The following is a 14,248-nucleotide window of genomic DNA, read 5'->3' as shown; positions in this document are numbered from 1 at the left end:
TATAATGAGTTTATCAAATCCAAAAGTTGGCTTCGTCTCTCTCGGTTGCCCTAAAGCGGGCTCAGATGCAGAGCGTATTCTCACCCAATTGCGTGCAGAAGGCTATGAAATTTCTGGCAGTTATGAAGATGCCGATTTAGTGGTAGTTAATACCTGCGGCTTTATTGATAGCGCGGTAGAAGAATCGCTAGATGCTATTGGCGAAGCGATTGCCAAAAATGGCAAGGTGATTGTGACTGGCTGCTTAGGCGCGAAAAAAGGCGTGGTGGAAGCTGCGCACCCAAGCGTGCTAGCTGTTACCGGGCCGCATGCATTAGAAGAAGTGATGACAGCCGTGCATGCTAATTTGCCAAAATTGCACGAGCCATTTATCGATTTAGTCCCACCACAAGGTATCCGCCTAACACCAAGCCATTATGCATATTTAAAGATTTCAGAAGGCTGTAACCACCGTTGTAGCTTCTGTATTATTCCAAGCATGCGCGGTGATTTAGTCAGCCGCCCAATTGGCGAAGTGTTAAACGAGGCTGAAAACTTAGTCAAAGCTGGGGTGAGTGAGATTTTAGTCATCTCACAAGATACTTCTGCTTATGGCGTAGATGTTAAATATCGCCCAGGTTTTTGGAACGGCCGCCCCGTAAAAACACGCATGACAGAGCTCTGCCAAAGTTTGAGCGACTTGGGCGTTTGGACGCGCTTGCACTATGTTTACCCATATCCGCACGTGGACGAAGTGATTCCTTTAATGGCAGATGGCTTGATTCTGCCTTATTTGGATGTGCCATTTCAGCATGCCAGTCCACGTATTTTAAAAGCTATGAAACGCCCAGCACATGCGGAGAATAACCTTGCTCGCATTAAAGCATGGCGCGAAATCTGTCCGGATATTACTGTGCGTAGTACCTTCATTGCAGGCTTCCCAGGTGAAACGGAAGATGACTTTCAAATGTTGCTAGACTTCTTAGAAGAAGCGCAATTGGATAGAGTAGGCTGTTTTGCGTATTCCGCAGTGGATGGCGCAAAAGCCAATGAGCTGCCAGACCAAGTGCCAGAAGAAGTTAAGCAAGAGCGCTTAAGCCGCTTTATGGCCGTGCAAGAGCGCATTAGCGCGGCTAAATTACACAACAAAATCGGCAGTATTCAAACTGTATTAGTCGATGAAATTGTGCAAGATTCTGAAGGGAATGTTGAAGCGATAGGGCGTACTAAAGCCGACGCGCCAGAGATTGATGGTGTGGTGTATATGGAAGACGCTGATGGTTTAACACCAGGTGATTTCGTTGAAGTTGAGATTTATAGTGCGGATGGTCATGATTTGAGGGGTGGGCCACCACGCGGGTAGAACTTAACACTGGAATGAATTAACTCTTAAAATTTATGGAATTGGACAAATGATGCGGTTACAGTATTTTTTAATTGCAGTTATCTCGCTATTGCCTCAAATTGCTTTTTCTCAAATTTATAAATGTGTAAATTCACAAAATAAAATCATATATTCAGAAGCCCCTTGCTCTTCCAGTATGAAAGGCGGAGAGGTTATTGTTGAACCGAATGTCATCGATAACTCTGGGTTGAGAAGGCAAATAACTACACAAAAAATAACTCAAAAAAATGTGACTACTCAAAATTCTAACGAAGTTAATAGCGAGTCAATAGCTAGCCGAATGTCAGCATATGAGAAAGAGATTAGGTTTCGAGAGTTAAATATAGACATGCATAATCAGCAAAGTGCCGCTGAAAGAAGATGGGATGCAGAAAATGAGCATAGATATTTAACCAACAGTCGTGGGAACTCTTTATCTTATGGTGATGAGTTAAAGAGAAGAAATCTAAAAGTTGATCTTGATAGTTACGATAGATCAAAACGCAATGAGGCTTTGCATTTATTAACCGAGATATATGCGAAGTATTAATAACCCGCCGTAACTTCTATTCAAACTCAGATTAAACTAAAATTTTTGATTCAGCATTCTTAATCTAGGTTCTGCTTGTTTATTCATAATGCTATTCGCCTCTAGGCGAGTTACTTTATTTTGCTTGCCCAAAATAAAGTAACCAAACAAAAAGCACCCCCTACCGCTTGTCACCTGCGCTGCTCAGCTTCATGGGCGGCAAGCGGAAACTCGCTAACGCTCAAACAGCCGCTTGCCGAAAACTCCCATAAAGCTTGCGCTGCTCGGCGCGGTAGTAGGGGATTGAAGGTCAAAACCATGCTGTTTGGGTAATTGTATATATGCTCTGCGAGCTAATATCCACTAGGTTTCTGGGCAAATATTTGAGTCTAACTTTTTATTTCAAATTCAATTGATCGTAATCTTGTTGCGCCGCCAGCACTTCTTGAATGTTAGTTTCAGACCAAGTTTTAACTGCGTAAAGCAAGACTTTAAGCGTATGTCCCAACGGCGTGAGGGCATATTCAACTTTTGGCGGTACGGTTGCATATACTTTTCTGCTGACTAAGCCATCTCGTTCTAATCCGCGCAGTGTTTGTGTGAGCATCTTTTGGGATATTCCTCCAATTTCCCGCTGTAAATTGCTAAAGCGTTTGGTTTCACCTTCTAGCAATATCATGACGAGCACTGTCCACTTATCCGCAATTCTATTAAGTATCAGGCGTGTTGGGCAGTCGGCATTAAATGCGCATGCATGATGTTCACTGACTAAATTCTCGAATCCGTCCATGTTTAACCTCAATCTCTATAGTATACAAAAGGTGCCTATATGTGTTTTTGGTGCCTACTTACTTTAAGTGACTATTGTGATTATACTTTGCTTCGTTAATTAAGAAACCGTTAATTAAAAATCGTTAAATAACAATATAGTCATTTGTTGGCTAACAGACAGACATCGAAGTGATGTAAATGAAATTATCAGACTTAATGAACCTAAACTAGGAGAATCAATAATGAGCGATGTAGTAGTGATTTACCACAGTGGTTATGGACACACAAAAAAACAGGCAGAAGCAGTGGCTGAAGGCGCTAAAGCTGATTTGATTACTATCGATGCTAATGGCGATATTGCTGAACCCGATTGGGTTAAGCTAGATGCTGCTAAAGCGATTATTATGGGCTCACCCACATATATGGGTTCGGTGAGTTGGCAATTTAAAAAGTTTGCAGATACCAGCTCTAAAAGGTGGTTTACCCAAGTTTGGAAAAATAAGATTTATGCAGGATTTACTAATTCTGCGTCAATGAACGGCGATAAGTTTTCTACTATTCAATATTTATTCACACTTGCAATGCAGCATTCTGGTGTTTGGGTTGGAACAGGCTTAATGCCAGCAAATACTAAGGCGTCTAAGCATGGCGATGTTAACTTTTTAGGTGGTTTTGCTGGTGCATTAATGACTTCGCCAAGTGATTCTTCTCCAGATGAAGTTAATCAGGGCGATTTGGAAACCGCTAAATTGTTGGGAATACGTGTAGCTGAATTTGCAGCAAAAGCTTAATTGCGAAATTTAAGCGAATAAGTCTTGATGAATTGGAGCAGGGCGCTGACTATCGGCGCGCTCTTCTAAAAAGTCAAAGGTAAGTGGGCAGCGTGTAGGTTTTTTAGATGCTTTGCGCCGTTTTGGTGTAGTTGCTTCTAAGTCGATGAATGGTGTTTGGCTGAGGCGTATATAACCTGAACTTACGAGTTTCTGTGTAGTAATTTCAAACAAGCTTAATGGATTGTCGATGTTTTGCAATGTAACTAGGTTTTGCAAAGAGGCTGGCGATTGACTAACTTTTATTACGTTATACATCACAAATCTAGCGGAAGTTTGCTTACCGTAAATTTCGCCAATTTGTACTTTCACATCGCCTCCAAGCTTACAAGTAGCCTCAGTGATTTGGCTCTATATTATCTGTCTGATTGATAATATAGTCATGCTTAACGATTAACAAGTGATTTGCTGTTTTTTTACTGTTTTCTGCGTAAATTGATATGTGATTTGATGAGGTCTTTTGCTTGATGCCTAAACATGGACCCATCCGCGTCTTTGACCCACATATGCAATAAACCGCCAAAAAATAAGTGAGTATCAAGCGCAAGCGCAAGCGGTGTGTGTTTACACGCGAGTAGATCTTGTTTTCCTGCGCGTTCGTAGGCGAGTTGGATTTTGCCTGTAATACTAGAGCAGTTATTGAGGATTTGTTGCAGAACTAAAGAGAACTCGTCGACATATTCGCACTTAATCATCATGATTTCATATGTTTGACGCATTTCGATGTTGTTATTGAGGTCGTCTATGGTTAGACAAAGGCTATTTTCGATTTGTGTGAGAGGGTCTTCATCGCTAGCTAGGGTCAGAGAGTCGTCCATGCGATCGATGAGGGGCAGAAACACTTGATCACGGATAGCATGAAAAATTTCAGTTTTGTTTTTAAAATGCCAATATACAGCGCCACGTGTGACTTCTGCATGCGTAGCAATGTGTTCTAGAGTTGATCGGCTTACACCGCGAGCTAAGAATACAGCGCGCGCAGAGTTAATAATACGTTTTCTTGTGAGTTCTGCATCTTCTTTAGTTTTTCTAACCATTTAAATTTCTCGCTATTTAAGTAGTTTACTTAATACAATTTAGTTAACCCAAATCATTTGTTAAATATTTGTAAAATATATATACATACATTCTTGTTTGTATATAATATACATACAAACAAGAATGTAAGCAAGTGAAATTTTATACTCAATGATAGAAATGCTATATTAATCATTGGTATAGATGAAATTGGCTAAACAGTTAAACTAAATGAAATAATGAGCGGTGATTTAATTCCGCCATCAATTTAGTTAAACAGTCAATTAGCAAGCAATAAATAAACACAAATCAATTCAATCAGTGGAGCCAATAATGTTATTCAACGTCGCGAAGCAACACCCTCAAATACATTTATTAAAAACAAAATCATTTTCAGGGAAAGTTAAGCTTACTGCAATCGTATTGATGGTTGGCTTAGCTTTAAATGGTTGTGGTAAGAAAAATGATCCAGCTGCGCCAACTGCTGGCGGAATGCCAGCCATGCCTGTTAGTGTGATTGAGTTAAAGACAACTAGCGTGCCCATTAGTGCTGAAGCTGTAGCTCAAACGGAAGGTGCAAAAGAAGTGGAAATACGCCCTCGCATTGGTGGTATTTTACTTAAGAAGCTATTTGAGGAAGGTTCTGTTATTAAAGCAGGTCAGGCTATGTTTTTGATAGACCCTGTGCCTTTTCAAATTGCGCTTTCAAATGCTAAGGCTCAGTTAGCTCAACAGCAAGCACTTGTCGAGCAAACTCAGCGAGAAGCAACTCGTTTAGATGGTTTACTTGCGTCACAGTCTATTAGTAAACGTGAGGCTGATAATGCGGGTTCTGACAATACGGTTGCACGTGCAGCTTTATCGCAAGCCGAGGCAGGTGTTCGCGAGGCGGAATTAAACTTATCTTATACAACAGTGACTTCACCATTGTCTGGGATTGCTGGGCGCTTTGAGTTTTCAGAAGGGGCATTGGTGAGTGCCAATACAAGTCTATTAACCAAAGTGAGCCAAATAAGCCCAATTTGGGTACGTTTTAGTTTGTCAGATAGTGAATTGGCGCAATTGGGCGGACATTTATCGCCATCTACCGTAAAAGAAGTAGCGCTTATTATGCCAAATGGTAAGGAGTTCCCGGCAAAAGGTAAATTGAACTTTGCTGCAAGTGGAATAGATCCTCAACTTGGTACACAACAATTACGCGCAACATTTGAAAATCCTGATAAAAGTTTATTACCAGGACAGTTTGTACGCGTACGTGTAACTACAGGGCACAAAGATGGCGTGTTTGTGGTGCCGCAAACTTCAGTGTTAACTAATGACCAAGGCAAATTTGTTTACGTGGCGAATGATAAAAATGAAGCCACTATTAAACCGATTGTTGTGGGTAACTGGGTAGGTTCAGACTGGGTAGTATTAAGCGGTCTAGAAACTGGTGAAAAAGTGATTGTTGATAATGTCATTAAATTGCGTCCTGGTGCTGCTATTGCTCCACATCCTGCGGGCGAAGCGCCTGCAGCGCCAGCAGAACAGCCTAAAGCAGCAGCTGCAAAATAAGTCAAAATGATACTTAAATGAATAATACTTATTCTTAAAGCTGAATATCATAATGCTTCAACTAGAGCACTAAAGTATTTAGCCAAGAATGAACCAAGATTAAACCAAGTTTAAACGAGAGTTAATATGACCAAATTTTTTATCACCCGGCCTATTTTTGCCAGCGTTTTGTCTATCATCATCGTACTGGCAGGCTTAGCAGCGGCAATGAAGTTGCCAGTGGCGCAATATCCACAAATTGCACCTCCCACAGTGCTAATTACTGCCACTTACCCCGGTGCAAGTGCTGATACATTATCTAAAACAGTGGCTGCACCAATTGAAGAGCAATTAAGTGGTGTCGAAGGCTTGCTGTATTTTAATTCTAGCGCCGACTCCAGCGGTACTTTAACCATTACTGCTACGTTTGAAGTAGGTACAGATATTAATCAGGCGACATTCAACGTGAGTAATCGCGTGAATATTGCCTTACCGCGTTTGCCAGATGAAGTACGTAGAACGGGTTTAGTGGTGCAAAAACGCTCTAACGACATTTTATTAGTGGTGATGTTGACCGATAAACAAAAGAAATATGATCCACTTTATTTAAGTAACTACGCTACGCTTAATGTTTTAGATGAACTTAAGCGTATTAAAGGCGTTGGCGATGCTAACATTTTTGGTGCGCAAGATTACTCTATGCGTATTTGGTTAAAGCCTGATCGTATGGCGCAACTAGGTGTGACAACGACTGATATTGCCAATGCTATTCAAGTACAAAATGCCCAATACGCAGCGGGTAAAATTGGTCAGGAACCATCCCCTTCTACCCAGCAATTGGTTTATACGGTTACGGCTAAAGGTCGTTTGATAGATCCTAACGAATTTGGCGATATTATCATCCGTGCAGATGGCCCACGCGGCGTGCTATACCTTAAAGATGTGGCACGTATCGAGTTAGGTTCACAAACATATAACGTACGTACTGCTTTGGATGGTTTACCAGGTGTGGGAATTCCAATTTTCTTACAGACGGGTGCTAATGCGCTTGATACAGCAGAATCTATTAAAGAGAGAATGGCCGAGCTTAAACAACGCTTTCCAGCAGGGGTGGATTGGGAAGTTCCTTACGATACCAGTGACTTTGTTAAGTCTTCAATCATTGAAGTTGTAAAAACTTTAGGTGAGGCGATGGTGTTGGTTGTGCTAGTTGTGTTTCTGTTTTTACAAAGCTGGCGTGCGACTTTAATTCCACTTATTGCAGTGCCTATTTCGTTGATTGGTACATTTGCAGGCTTGTGGATGTTCGGTTTTTCTATCAACACCCTAACTTTGTTTGCGATGGTACTTTCCATCGGGATTGTGGTGGATGATGCGATTGTGGTGCTGGAAAACGTTGAGCGGCTAATGTCAGAGGAAAAACTGTCGCCGATTTCTGCAGCCATTAAATCTATGGAGCAAGTATCGGGTGCCGTGATTGCGATTGTTCTGGTTCTTTGTGCAGTATTCGTACCAGTGGCTTTCTTAGGTGGTATTGCAGGAGAAATGTATCGTCAATTTGCGGTGACTGTTGCAGTAGCGGTGGTGATTTCTGGCCTTGTAGCGCTGACATTAACTCCTGCATTATGTGCAATATTACTCAAATCGGTACATGAAGAATCAGCCTTCTTTAAACCGTTTAATCGTGGTTTTTCAAAATTAACTAACTTTTATGCAAAAACAGTGGATTTAACCTTGCATCATAAGTTTATTGGCTCACTGGTTTTTGGTGCAATTATACTTGTGGTGATTGTTTTACTTAGAACGGTTCCTGGTAGTTTTGTACCTGCTGAAGATCAGGGCTACGTTGTGACTGCGGTGATTATGCCTGACGGTGCAACCTTGAGTCGAACCACTAAAACTACTCAAGCGGTACGTACCGAGATTGCAAAAGATCCAGCAGTAGCGCATGAATTTGCGGTATATGGCTTTGACTTAATCGGTGGCGGCAATAAAACCAGTGCAGCAACCATGTTTGTTCGATTGACTGATTGGGCTGATCGCCAAACCACTGCAGAAGGCATCGTTGGCAAATTGTTTGGTATCGGAATGCAGCAACCTGATGGTATGGCGATTGCTTTTAATCCACCAGCGATTCGTGGATTAGGTAGTTCAGGTGGTTTTGAGGTATACGTACAAAGCCGCAGTGATACTGACCCAATGCACTTATCAACGGTAGTGAATAGCTTTGTCGATGCATTAAAAGCGGAAAAAGAGCTGGCTGGTATTAATACCTTCTTCCGTCCAACTGTGCCGCAATTATTTGTTGAGGTGGATGAAGCTAAAGCGATTTCACAAGGTGTACCAGTCGCTGATATTTACGCCACATTGCAAAGTACCATGGGCTCCTTATACGTGAATGACTTTAATAAGTCTGGTCGTACTTACCGAGTCCAGTTACAGGCTGAGGCGGAATATCGCATGAAGGCTGAAGACTTAGGCAAAGTGTATGTTCGCTCCAATGCTGGCAAAATGATACCGCTCTCGGCTTTAAGTAAAGTCAGCAACATTGTGGGTGCTGAGCAACTAGAACGCTACAACGGCTTACTTTCAGCTAAAGTTTTAGGGGGTGGTGCGCCAGGTATTAGTTCTGGTGAAGCGATTAAGATGGTAGAGGAAGTCGCTGCAAAAAACTTACCAGATGGTTACCAAATCGCTTGGACAGGACAAGCATACCAAGAAAAACGAACAGGTTCCGCAGCAATTATGGCGTTTGGATTTGCCATTATTATGGTGTTCTTGATTCTTGCTGCTCAGTTTGAAACTTGGGCATTACCATTGGCTGTGATTATGGCTGTGCCATTTGCTTTAGCGGGCGCATTGTTAGCGGTGTTGTTACGCGGCATGCCAAATGATATTTACTTTCAAATTGGTTTGATTACGCTAGTTGGCCTAGCGGCGAAAAATGCAATTTTGATTGTGGAGTTTGCGAGCCAGAAAATGGAAGCTGGTATGCCTGTAGCGCAAGCTGCGCTTGAGGCTGCGAGAATGCGGTTTAGACCCATTGTCATGACATCGATGGCGTTCGTACTAGGCATCGTACCGTTGGTATTTGCTTCTGGTGCGGGTGCTGCGGCGCGACGTTCAATGGGTACTGGCGTATTCGGCGGTATGATATTGGCAACATTTGTCGCAACAATATTCATCCCATTGTTCTTTACTTGGTTATCTGGCAAGCATGTACGTCATCACGGCCATGTTGAAACAGACCTAAATAAGCTGGAGACAGTGTGATGCAAAATTTAATTTTGGATAAGAAAAACCTTTTTAAAATGAAACTTATTTGTTTACTAGTGCCCATGGCTTTGCTTTCTGCTTGTAAATCGGTAGGGCCAGATTATGAGCGTCCACAATTGGCATTGCCTAGCCAGTACTCAGAGCAGGCGGATCAGGCTCAAAGCAAAGTCTCCACGACTTGGTGGACTGCTTATCAAGATCAGCTTTTGAATGAGTTAGTAAGCAAAGCTTTACAAAGTAATACGGATATTAAACTTGCAGTTGCCCGCATAGAAGAGGCCGATGCTTTGGCGAGGGAAATTGGCGCTGCCACACTCCCACAAGTGGATTTGAATGCGGGCGCAAATCGATCCCGCGTCAGTGAGCTGGGCGGAAATCCTGTGTTGGTGAATCCTCGCAATAATTTCAAAGCACAGCTTGGTACCTCATTCGAGATTGATTTTTGGGGGAAAATACGTCGAGCGAAAGAGTCAGCCCGTGCGCAAATACTCTCAACTCGCTATGCTAAAGATACGGTTGCCCTTTCATTATCAGGTTTAGTTGCAAATAATTATTTAACGCTGCGTAGTTTAGATACACAAATCACGCTTACTCAAGAGAACTTGAAAAGTCGTGAATCTAGTTTAGGCTTGACTCAACGCCGTTTAGAAGGTGGCGTTGCCTCAGCTTTAGACGTTTATCAGGCCGAGGTTGCGAGTGCAAACCTTAGTGCTCAATTGGCAGAATTAAGTCGACAAAGGGCATTGATTTTGCATCAATTAGCGATACTGACTGGTGATTTAGGTCTCAATGTCGCGAGTGCTGACATTCAATCCTTACCAATTCCACCTACGCCGCCAGCTGGCCTGCCTTCTAGTCTATTAGAAGCTAGGCCAGATGTGGCTCAAGCTGAGCAGCAAATGATTGCTGCAAATGCTAATATTGGTGTGGCTAAGGCAGCTTTATATCCAACTATCTCACTCACCGCTGGTTTAGGGGGCGAGTCTTTGGAGTTAGGCGATATTTTAAAGTCAGCGTCACGAATTTGGACTGGTGGGTTAGGTTTATATTTGCCGATATTTGACTCAGGTAAACTTAATTCTCGCGTGGATCAGGCAAGTGCGAAGCAAAAGCAAGCTTTAGCGAGCTATCAAGGCGCAATACAAACTGCCTTTAAAGAAGTGAACGATGCCTTAGTAGATTTACGTCAAAATACTGAACGTGAAGACGCGCTTAATAGAGGCCGAGTCGCAGCGAAAAAGGCGTTAGACGTATCTGAGAATCGCTATAAATCAGGTTACTCCGCTTACTTAGATGTGTTGGATGCACAACGTGTCTATAACGACTCAGCATTAACGTATGTGCAAAGTCGTCAGGCTAGATTAGCGGCTACCGTAAGCTTATTTAAAGCACTAGGTGGTGGTTGGCAAGCTGAAGTGCAGAATCAGGCTAAATAACTAAATATCAGTGAATCATTTAGAATGGCAGTTTAACTCTGAAATTAAAGAGTTAAGCTGCCATTTTCCTTTCAATGACTTGCGTGTAAATAACACGTAACCAGTTTTCATGATGTTCCAAGGCTTCGGTAAACTTGACTAATATTTCAGTACCAGAAATATTGATTTTATAAGTATCATTTTTGTTGTAATGCAGCTTTGGTATTATTAAGGACTCAAGCTGCATTGAGTCATGCTGAGGAGTTGTAAATTCTCTGGGTAGATATAAACAGGTAAAACCAGCATCGCTCACAACACTATTAAAGTTCTCCTGTTTGTTTAGTTCAATTGGTTTAATCGCTACTAAACTATTTTCATCGGAGCTTTTAGCATTGCTGGCATCAGCGCTCACGTTGTGCGCTACTAAACAAACAGCATTAGTACTTAACAACTCAATGCCAATATGTAGCTCGTTTCCAACGATATTCTTTATGCTGCGAATCAAACCAATATAGGTGGTGTCTTTTTGGTCACTCAATGTCACGCCTATTAACATGCCTAAACTCACTTCACTTGCGAGCTTTTTGATATACATCCCGAACCCTTTAGGGGATTCGTCAATGACTTTGGATGAGGTTTCACCTAAGTCTAAGTAAATAACTTCAGGGTTATTAAGATTTGGACTCAAAGACTGTAAAGCAAATAGCTCATCAAATGACTTATTGCCTTGATAAGATTTTCCACGGCGTTGAATACGCAATGATTCATTTTGTCTGATGTCATAGCAAGTGTCTTCAAAGCCGTAAGTAGTAATGGCGTATTTAGATGTTTTCACGCGCTCAACTGATCTGCGTTGACGTTTAAATTCACTACGCGACCATTCGTTTTTTATAACTTCTAACGTTAGCGCAGCATACTGGTTGCTAATAATATCTTTCATTTCTTGCTGTTTAGGTACGATTTTGTATTCAATCAGTGAAAGGCCTAATTCAATCTTTAGATTTACACTATCAAAGCACCAATAACGATAACTCGGTAAAGGTTTGGAATCTCTAATGTGTTTGGCAGCTACATCACTCAAAGTATCCATATAGAATTGATGTTTATTTTCATCGTATGAGCTTTGGATATGAATATCAGGCGTCCAACGGGCTAGCATTTGGCTTACCAACTCAATTTGTTTACGCTGAAAGCTTAAGCTTTCTAAGCTGCCGAGCATGCAAGCTTGAATATAGGCGGAAGCTAATGTGGTGATTTCTTGTTCAGGATAAGGTCGTACATATTCCTCAAGCAAAATCTGTTTTTCAGCTACTAAATAAAGTTTAGATAATTGCAACCAAACATTGGCTGGGGCGCTTTGATAATTGTAAAAGCGCCATTTAATCATTTGTGTTGCATTCTTCATGGCGCGCGCCAACATTACAGTTAATGATTGCGGTTGGAGGGGTGCTAAATTATCAATGAGAGTGTTGTATATTAGATAAATTTGGCGATGATATAAAAATACTGAATTGGCAATACGTTCTTCCATATCCATACTCAAATGTTCGATATTGATATAGTGGGATGTGATTCTCTCGACAATAATGTGTATTTTTTCGTCAATGACAAATAGAGCTTCTAAATTTTGCTCATCTTTAAAAACATCTTTTTTAAAATCAGCATTGAATTGTAGTGTTGCGAATTCAATGGCCGACAAATCATCCATACCATCGACTTCTTTGCCCCAAGCAAAGGCTACTTCGACCTTAGGCTGTGGAGAACTATTAAATATTTTTTTAAAAAATTTCATTTTAATATGTCTTTATATACTTAGATTAAAGATTCAATATGAATATATTTTATTAACAGCAAGTTGTGTGCCAGAATTTATTAATTCTTTAACTTTGATTTACTGGCTTAGAAAGTATAAGTTTGCGAATTGTAGAAGATATAAACCTGATTACTTAAGAGCTAACTACCATCGCATGATAAAATAATCGTTTTATTATTAATGTAAACTATTGTTAAATATGACTGTTCGTACTCGTTTTGCTCCTAGCCCCACTGGTTTTTTACACATTGGGGGTGCTCGTACTGCCTTATTTTCGTGGGCTTTCGCTAAGAAACATGGCGGAGATTTTATTCTGCGTATTGAAGATACCGATGTGGCACGTAGCACGCCAGAGGCTGTCCAAGCAATACTAGATGGTATGCACTGGTTAGGGTTGGATTATGACGAAGGCCCTTTTTATCAAATGCAACGTATGGATCGCTATAAAGAAGTGATTCAGACCATGTTAGATGCGGGCAGTGCCTATTATTGCTACTCTAGTCGTGAAGAGCTTGATGCCTTGCGTGAGCAACAAATGGCCAATAAACAAAAGCCACGATATGATGGAAAGTGGCGTCCAGAAGCTGGAAAGGTCTTACCTACACCGCCAGCAGATGTTGCACCGACTATTCGCTTTAAAAACCCTGTGGACGGAACAGTCGCTTGGGATGATATGGTGAAAGGGCGTATTGAAATCGCTAATGCTGAGCTGGATGATTTAATTATCGCACGTGCTGACGGTACGCCTACTTACAACTTCTGTGTGGTGGTTGATGATAGTGACATGGGCATTACCCAAGTAATTCGTGGTGATGACCATGTGAACAATACGCCGCGCCAAATCAATATGCTCAATGCACTGGCAGAGATAGATGCAAAAATCGTGGTGCCACAATATGCGCATTTATCAATGATTTTAGGTAATGATGGGCAAAAGCTTTCTAAGCGCCACGGTGCTGTGAGCGTGATGCAATATGACGATGACGGATATTTACCAGAAGCGGTAATTAACTACTTAGCCCGTTTGGGTTGGAGTCACGGTGACGAAGAAGTTTTCAGTAAACAACAGTTCGCTGAGTGGTTTGATTTAGAGCATATCACTCCATCTGCCGCGCAATTCAATACTGAGAAATTGAATTGGTTGAATGCTCATTATATCAAGCAGGCTGATAACGCATATTTGGCTAAGGATATTACTAAGCGCTTGGCTAAACTCGGCATTACAGTAAGTGAGCAACCAGCTTTATCTGCAGTGCTGGATTTATATAAAGAGCGTGCAAATACCTTAAATGAGTTGGCCGCCAGTATCGCGTATTTTTATCAGAACCCTGTGATTGATCAAGCCGCCGCTGAAAAGCATTTAACCGCTGAAATAAAGCCTATTTTAGCTAATCTAGTAAACGCATTAAGTGGCATCGATTGGCAAGCAGAGGCGATTCATCATGAGATTGAAGCCGCTGTGACTAGTAACGCGCTAAAATTTCCTAAAGTGGCGATGCCTCTGCGTGTCATGCTCACTGGTATTGCACAATCACCAAGTATCGATCAAGTAATGGCGCTGTTAGGTAAGGATGAAGTTTTGGCTAGAATTGAAGCAGCGCTTAAATAGCGCCTTAAATTTCATATGAAAATTGGTAATAGCTATTGAAATTTCAGCCTATCACCTCATATTCAATAAGTGGTTTAGAAATTTCGAATATT

General features: G+C 41.5%; 11 protein-coding genes. 7 read left to right on the top strand and 4 right to left on the bottom strand.

Features of this window, described 5'->3' with window-relative positions; genetic code table 11:
* Nucleotides 1-4 precede the first annotated feature (4 nt).
* Both rimO and PSV17_RS01585 read left to right on the top strand, forming a co-directional pair.
* The gene (gene rimO, locus PSV17_RS01590; RefSeq protein ID WP_300478912.1) at nucleotides 5-1,342 is read left to right on the top strand and encodes a 30S ribosomal protein S12 methylthiotransferase RimO; all 1,338 of its coding nucleotides are present in this window, start codon (nucleotides 5-7) and stop codon (nucleotides 1,340-1,342) included.
* Nucleotides 1,343-1,391: 49 nt separating this feature from the next.
* Nucleotides 1,392-1,913 (top strand): hypothetical protein, encoded by a 522-nt coding sequence (locus PSV17_RS01585; RefSeq protein WP_300478911.1) that lies wholly within the window; start codon nucleotides 1,392-1,394, stop codon nucleotides 1,911-1,913.
* A gap of 376 nt (nucleotides 1,914-2,289) precedes the next feature.
* Here the strand turns inward: PSV17_RS01585 and PSV17_RS01580 are convergent, their stop codons facing one another.
* Complete coding sequence (locus PSV17_RS01580; RefSeq protein ID WP_300478908.1) at nucleotides 2,290-2,682, bottom strand: helix-turn-helix domain-containing protein; 393 nt, start codon at nucleotides 2,680-2,682, stop codon at nucleotides 2,290-2,292.
* A 223-nt stretch (nucleotides 2,683-2,905) separates the two neighbouring features.
* Between PSV17_RS01580 and PSV17_RS01575 the strand changes: the two genes are divergently transcribed.
* The gene (locus PSV17_RS01575; protein WP_300478907.1) at nucleotides 2,906-3,454 is read left to right on the top strand and encodes a flavodoxin family protein; all 549 of its coding nucleotides are present in this window, start codon (nucleotides 2,906-2,908) and stop codon (nucleotides 3,452-3,454) included.
* 9 nt (nucleotides 3,455-3,463) lie between these two features.
* Here PSV17_RS01575 and PSV17_RS01570 read toward each other — a convergent pair whose 3' ends face one another.
* Together PSV17_RS01570 and PSV17_RS01565 are read right to left on the bottom strand one after the other, a co-directional pair.
* On the bottom strand, nucleotides 3,464-3,805 hold the full coding sequence (locus tag PSV17_RS01570; RefSeq protein ID WP_300478906.1) for a hypothetical protein: 342 nt from the start codon (nucleotides 3,803-3,805) through the stop codon (nucleotides 3,464-3,466).
* A gap of 104 nt (nucleotides 3,806-3,909) precedes the next feature.
* A complete protein-coding gene (locus PSV17_RS01565; RefSeq protein WP_300478904.1) occupies nucleotides 3,910-4,530 on the bottom strand; it encodes a TetR family transcriptional regulator in 621 nt (206 codons plus the stop codon).
* A 313-nt stretch (nucleotides 4,531-4,843) separates the two neighbouring features.
* Here PSV17_RS01565 and PSV17_RS01560 point away from each other — a divergent pair, with 313 nt between their 5' ends.
* The 3 genes from PSV17_RS01560 (at nucleotide 4,844) to PSV17_RS01550 (ending at nucleotide 10,755) form a co-directional block, all read left to right on the top strand.
* Nucleotides 4,844-6,064: an efflux RND transporter periplasmic adaptor subunit gene (locus tag PSV17_RS01560; protein WP_300478902.1), complete on the top strand. Its 1,221-nt coding sequence runs from the start codon at nucleotides 4,844-4,846 to the stop codon at nucleotides 6,062-6,064.
* Between the two features lie 126 nt (nucleotides 6,065-6,190).
* Nucleotides 6,191-9,316 (top strand): multidrug efflux RND transporter permease subunit, encoded by a 3,126-nt coding sequence (locus tag PSV17_RS01555; RefSeq protein WP_300478900.1) that lies wholly within the window; start codon nucleotides 6,191-6,193, stop codon nucleotides 9,314-9,316.
* Complete coding sequence (locus PSV17_RS01550; RefSeq protein WP_300478898.1) at nucleotides 9,316-10,755, top strand: efflux transporter outer membrane subunit; 1,440 nt, start codon at nucleotides 9,316-9,318, stop codon at nucleotides 10,753-10,755. Before PSV17_RS01555 ends, PSV17_RS01550 begins: the two co-directional genes overlap by 1 nt.
* Nucleotides 10,756-10,807: 52 nt before the next feature.
* Here PSV17_RS01550 and PSV17_RS01545 read toward each other — a convergent pair whose 3' ends face one another.
* Complete coding sequence (locus PSV17_RS01545) at nucleotides 10,808-12,526, bottom strand: hypothetical protein (protein ID WP_300478896.1); 1,719 nt, start codon at nucleotides 12,524-12,526, stop codon at nucleotides 10,808-10,810.
* 220 nt (nucleotides 12,527-12,746) lie between these two features.
* On the opposite strand from PSV17_RS01545, the gene gltX reads away from it, so the two are divergent.
* Nucleotides 12,747-14,156 carry a glutamate--tRNA ligase gene (gltX, locus tag PSV17_RS01540; protein WP_300478894.1) on the top strand — a complete coding sequence of 470 codons (1,410 nt, stop codon included), beginning with the start codon at nucleotides 12,747-12,749 and terminating at the stop codon, nucleotides 14,154-14,156.
* The last annotated feature ends 92 nt before the right edge of the window (nucleotides 14,157-14,248 follow it).

It is taken from the genome of Methylotenera sp., from assembly GCF_029946165.1.
GTDB lineage: Bacteria > Pseudomonadota > Gammaproteobacteria > Burkholderiales > Methylophilaceae > Methylotenera.
The sequence above is the reverse complement of the archived record's forward strand: the minus strand, read 5'-3'. Positions and strand labels throughout refer to the sequence as shown.

Bases quoted from the DNA above. Each gene is read 5' to 3' on its own strand.
- PSV17_RS01555 (WP_300478900.1), top strand. From the start codon at position 6,191: ATGACCAAATTTTTTATCACCCGGCCTATTTTTGCCAGCGTTTTGTCT.
- rimO (WP_300478912.1), top strand. From the start codon at position 5: ATGAGTTTATCAAATCCAAAAGTTGGCTTCGTCTCTCTCGGTTGCCCT.
- PSV17_RS01545 (WP_300478896.1), bottom strand. From the start codon at position 12,526: ATGAAATTTTTTAAAAAAATATTTAATAGTTCTCCACAGCCTAAGGTC.
- PSV17_RS01580 (WP_300478908.1), bottom strand. From the start codon at position 2,682: ATGGACGGATTCGAGAATTTAGTCAGTGAACATCATGCATGCGCATTT.
- gltX (WP_300478894.1), top strand. From the start codon at position 12,747: ATGACTGTTCGTACTCGTTTTGCTCCTAGCCCCACTGGTTTTTTACAC.
- PSV17_RS01575 (WP_300478907.1), top strand. From the start codon at position 2,906: ATGAGCGATGTAGTAGTGATTTACCACAGTGGTTATGGACACACAAAA.
- PSV17_RS01560 (WP_300478902.1), top strand. From the start codon at position 4,844: ATGTTATTCAACGTCGCGAAGCAACACCCTCAAATACATTTATTAAAA.
- PSV17_RS01585 (WP_300478911.1), top strand. From the start codon at position 1,392: ATGATGCGGTTACAGTATTTTTTAATTGCAGTTATCTCGCTATTGCCT.
- PSV17_RS01565 (WP_300478904.1), bottom strand. From the start codon at position 4,530: ATGGTTAGAAAAACTAAAGAAGATGCAGAACTCACAAGAAAACGTATT.
- PSV17_RS01550 (WP_300478898.1), top strand. From the start codon at position 9,316: ATGCAAAATTTAATTTTGGATAAGAAAAACCTTTTTAAAATGAAACTT.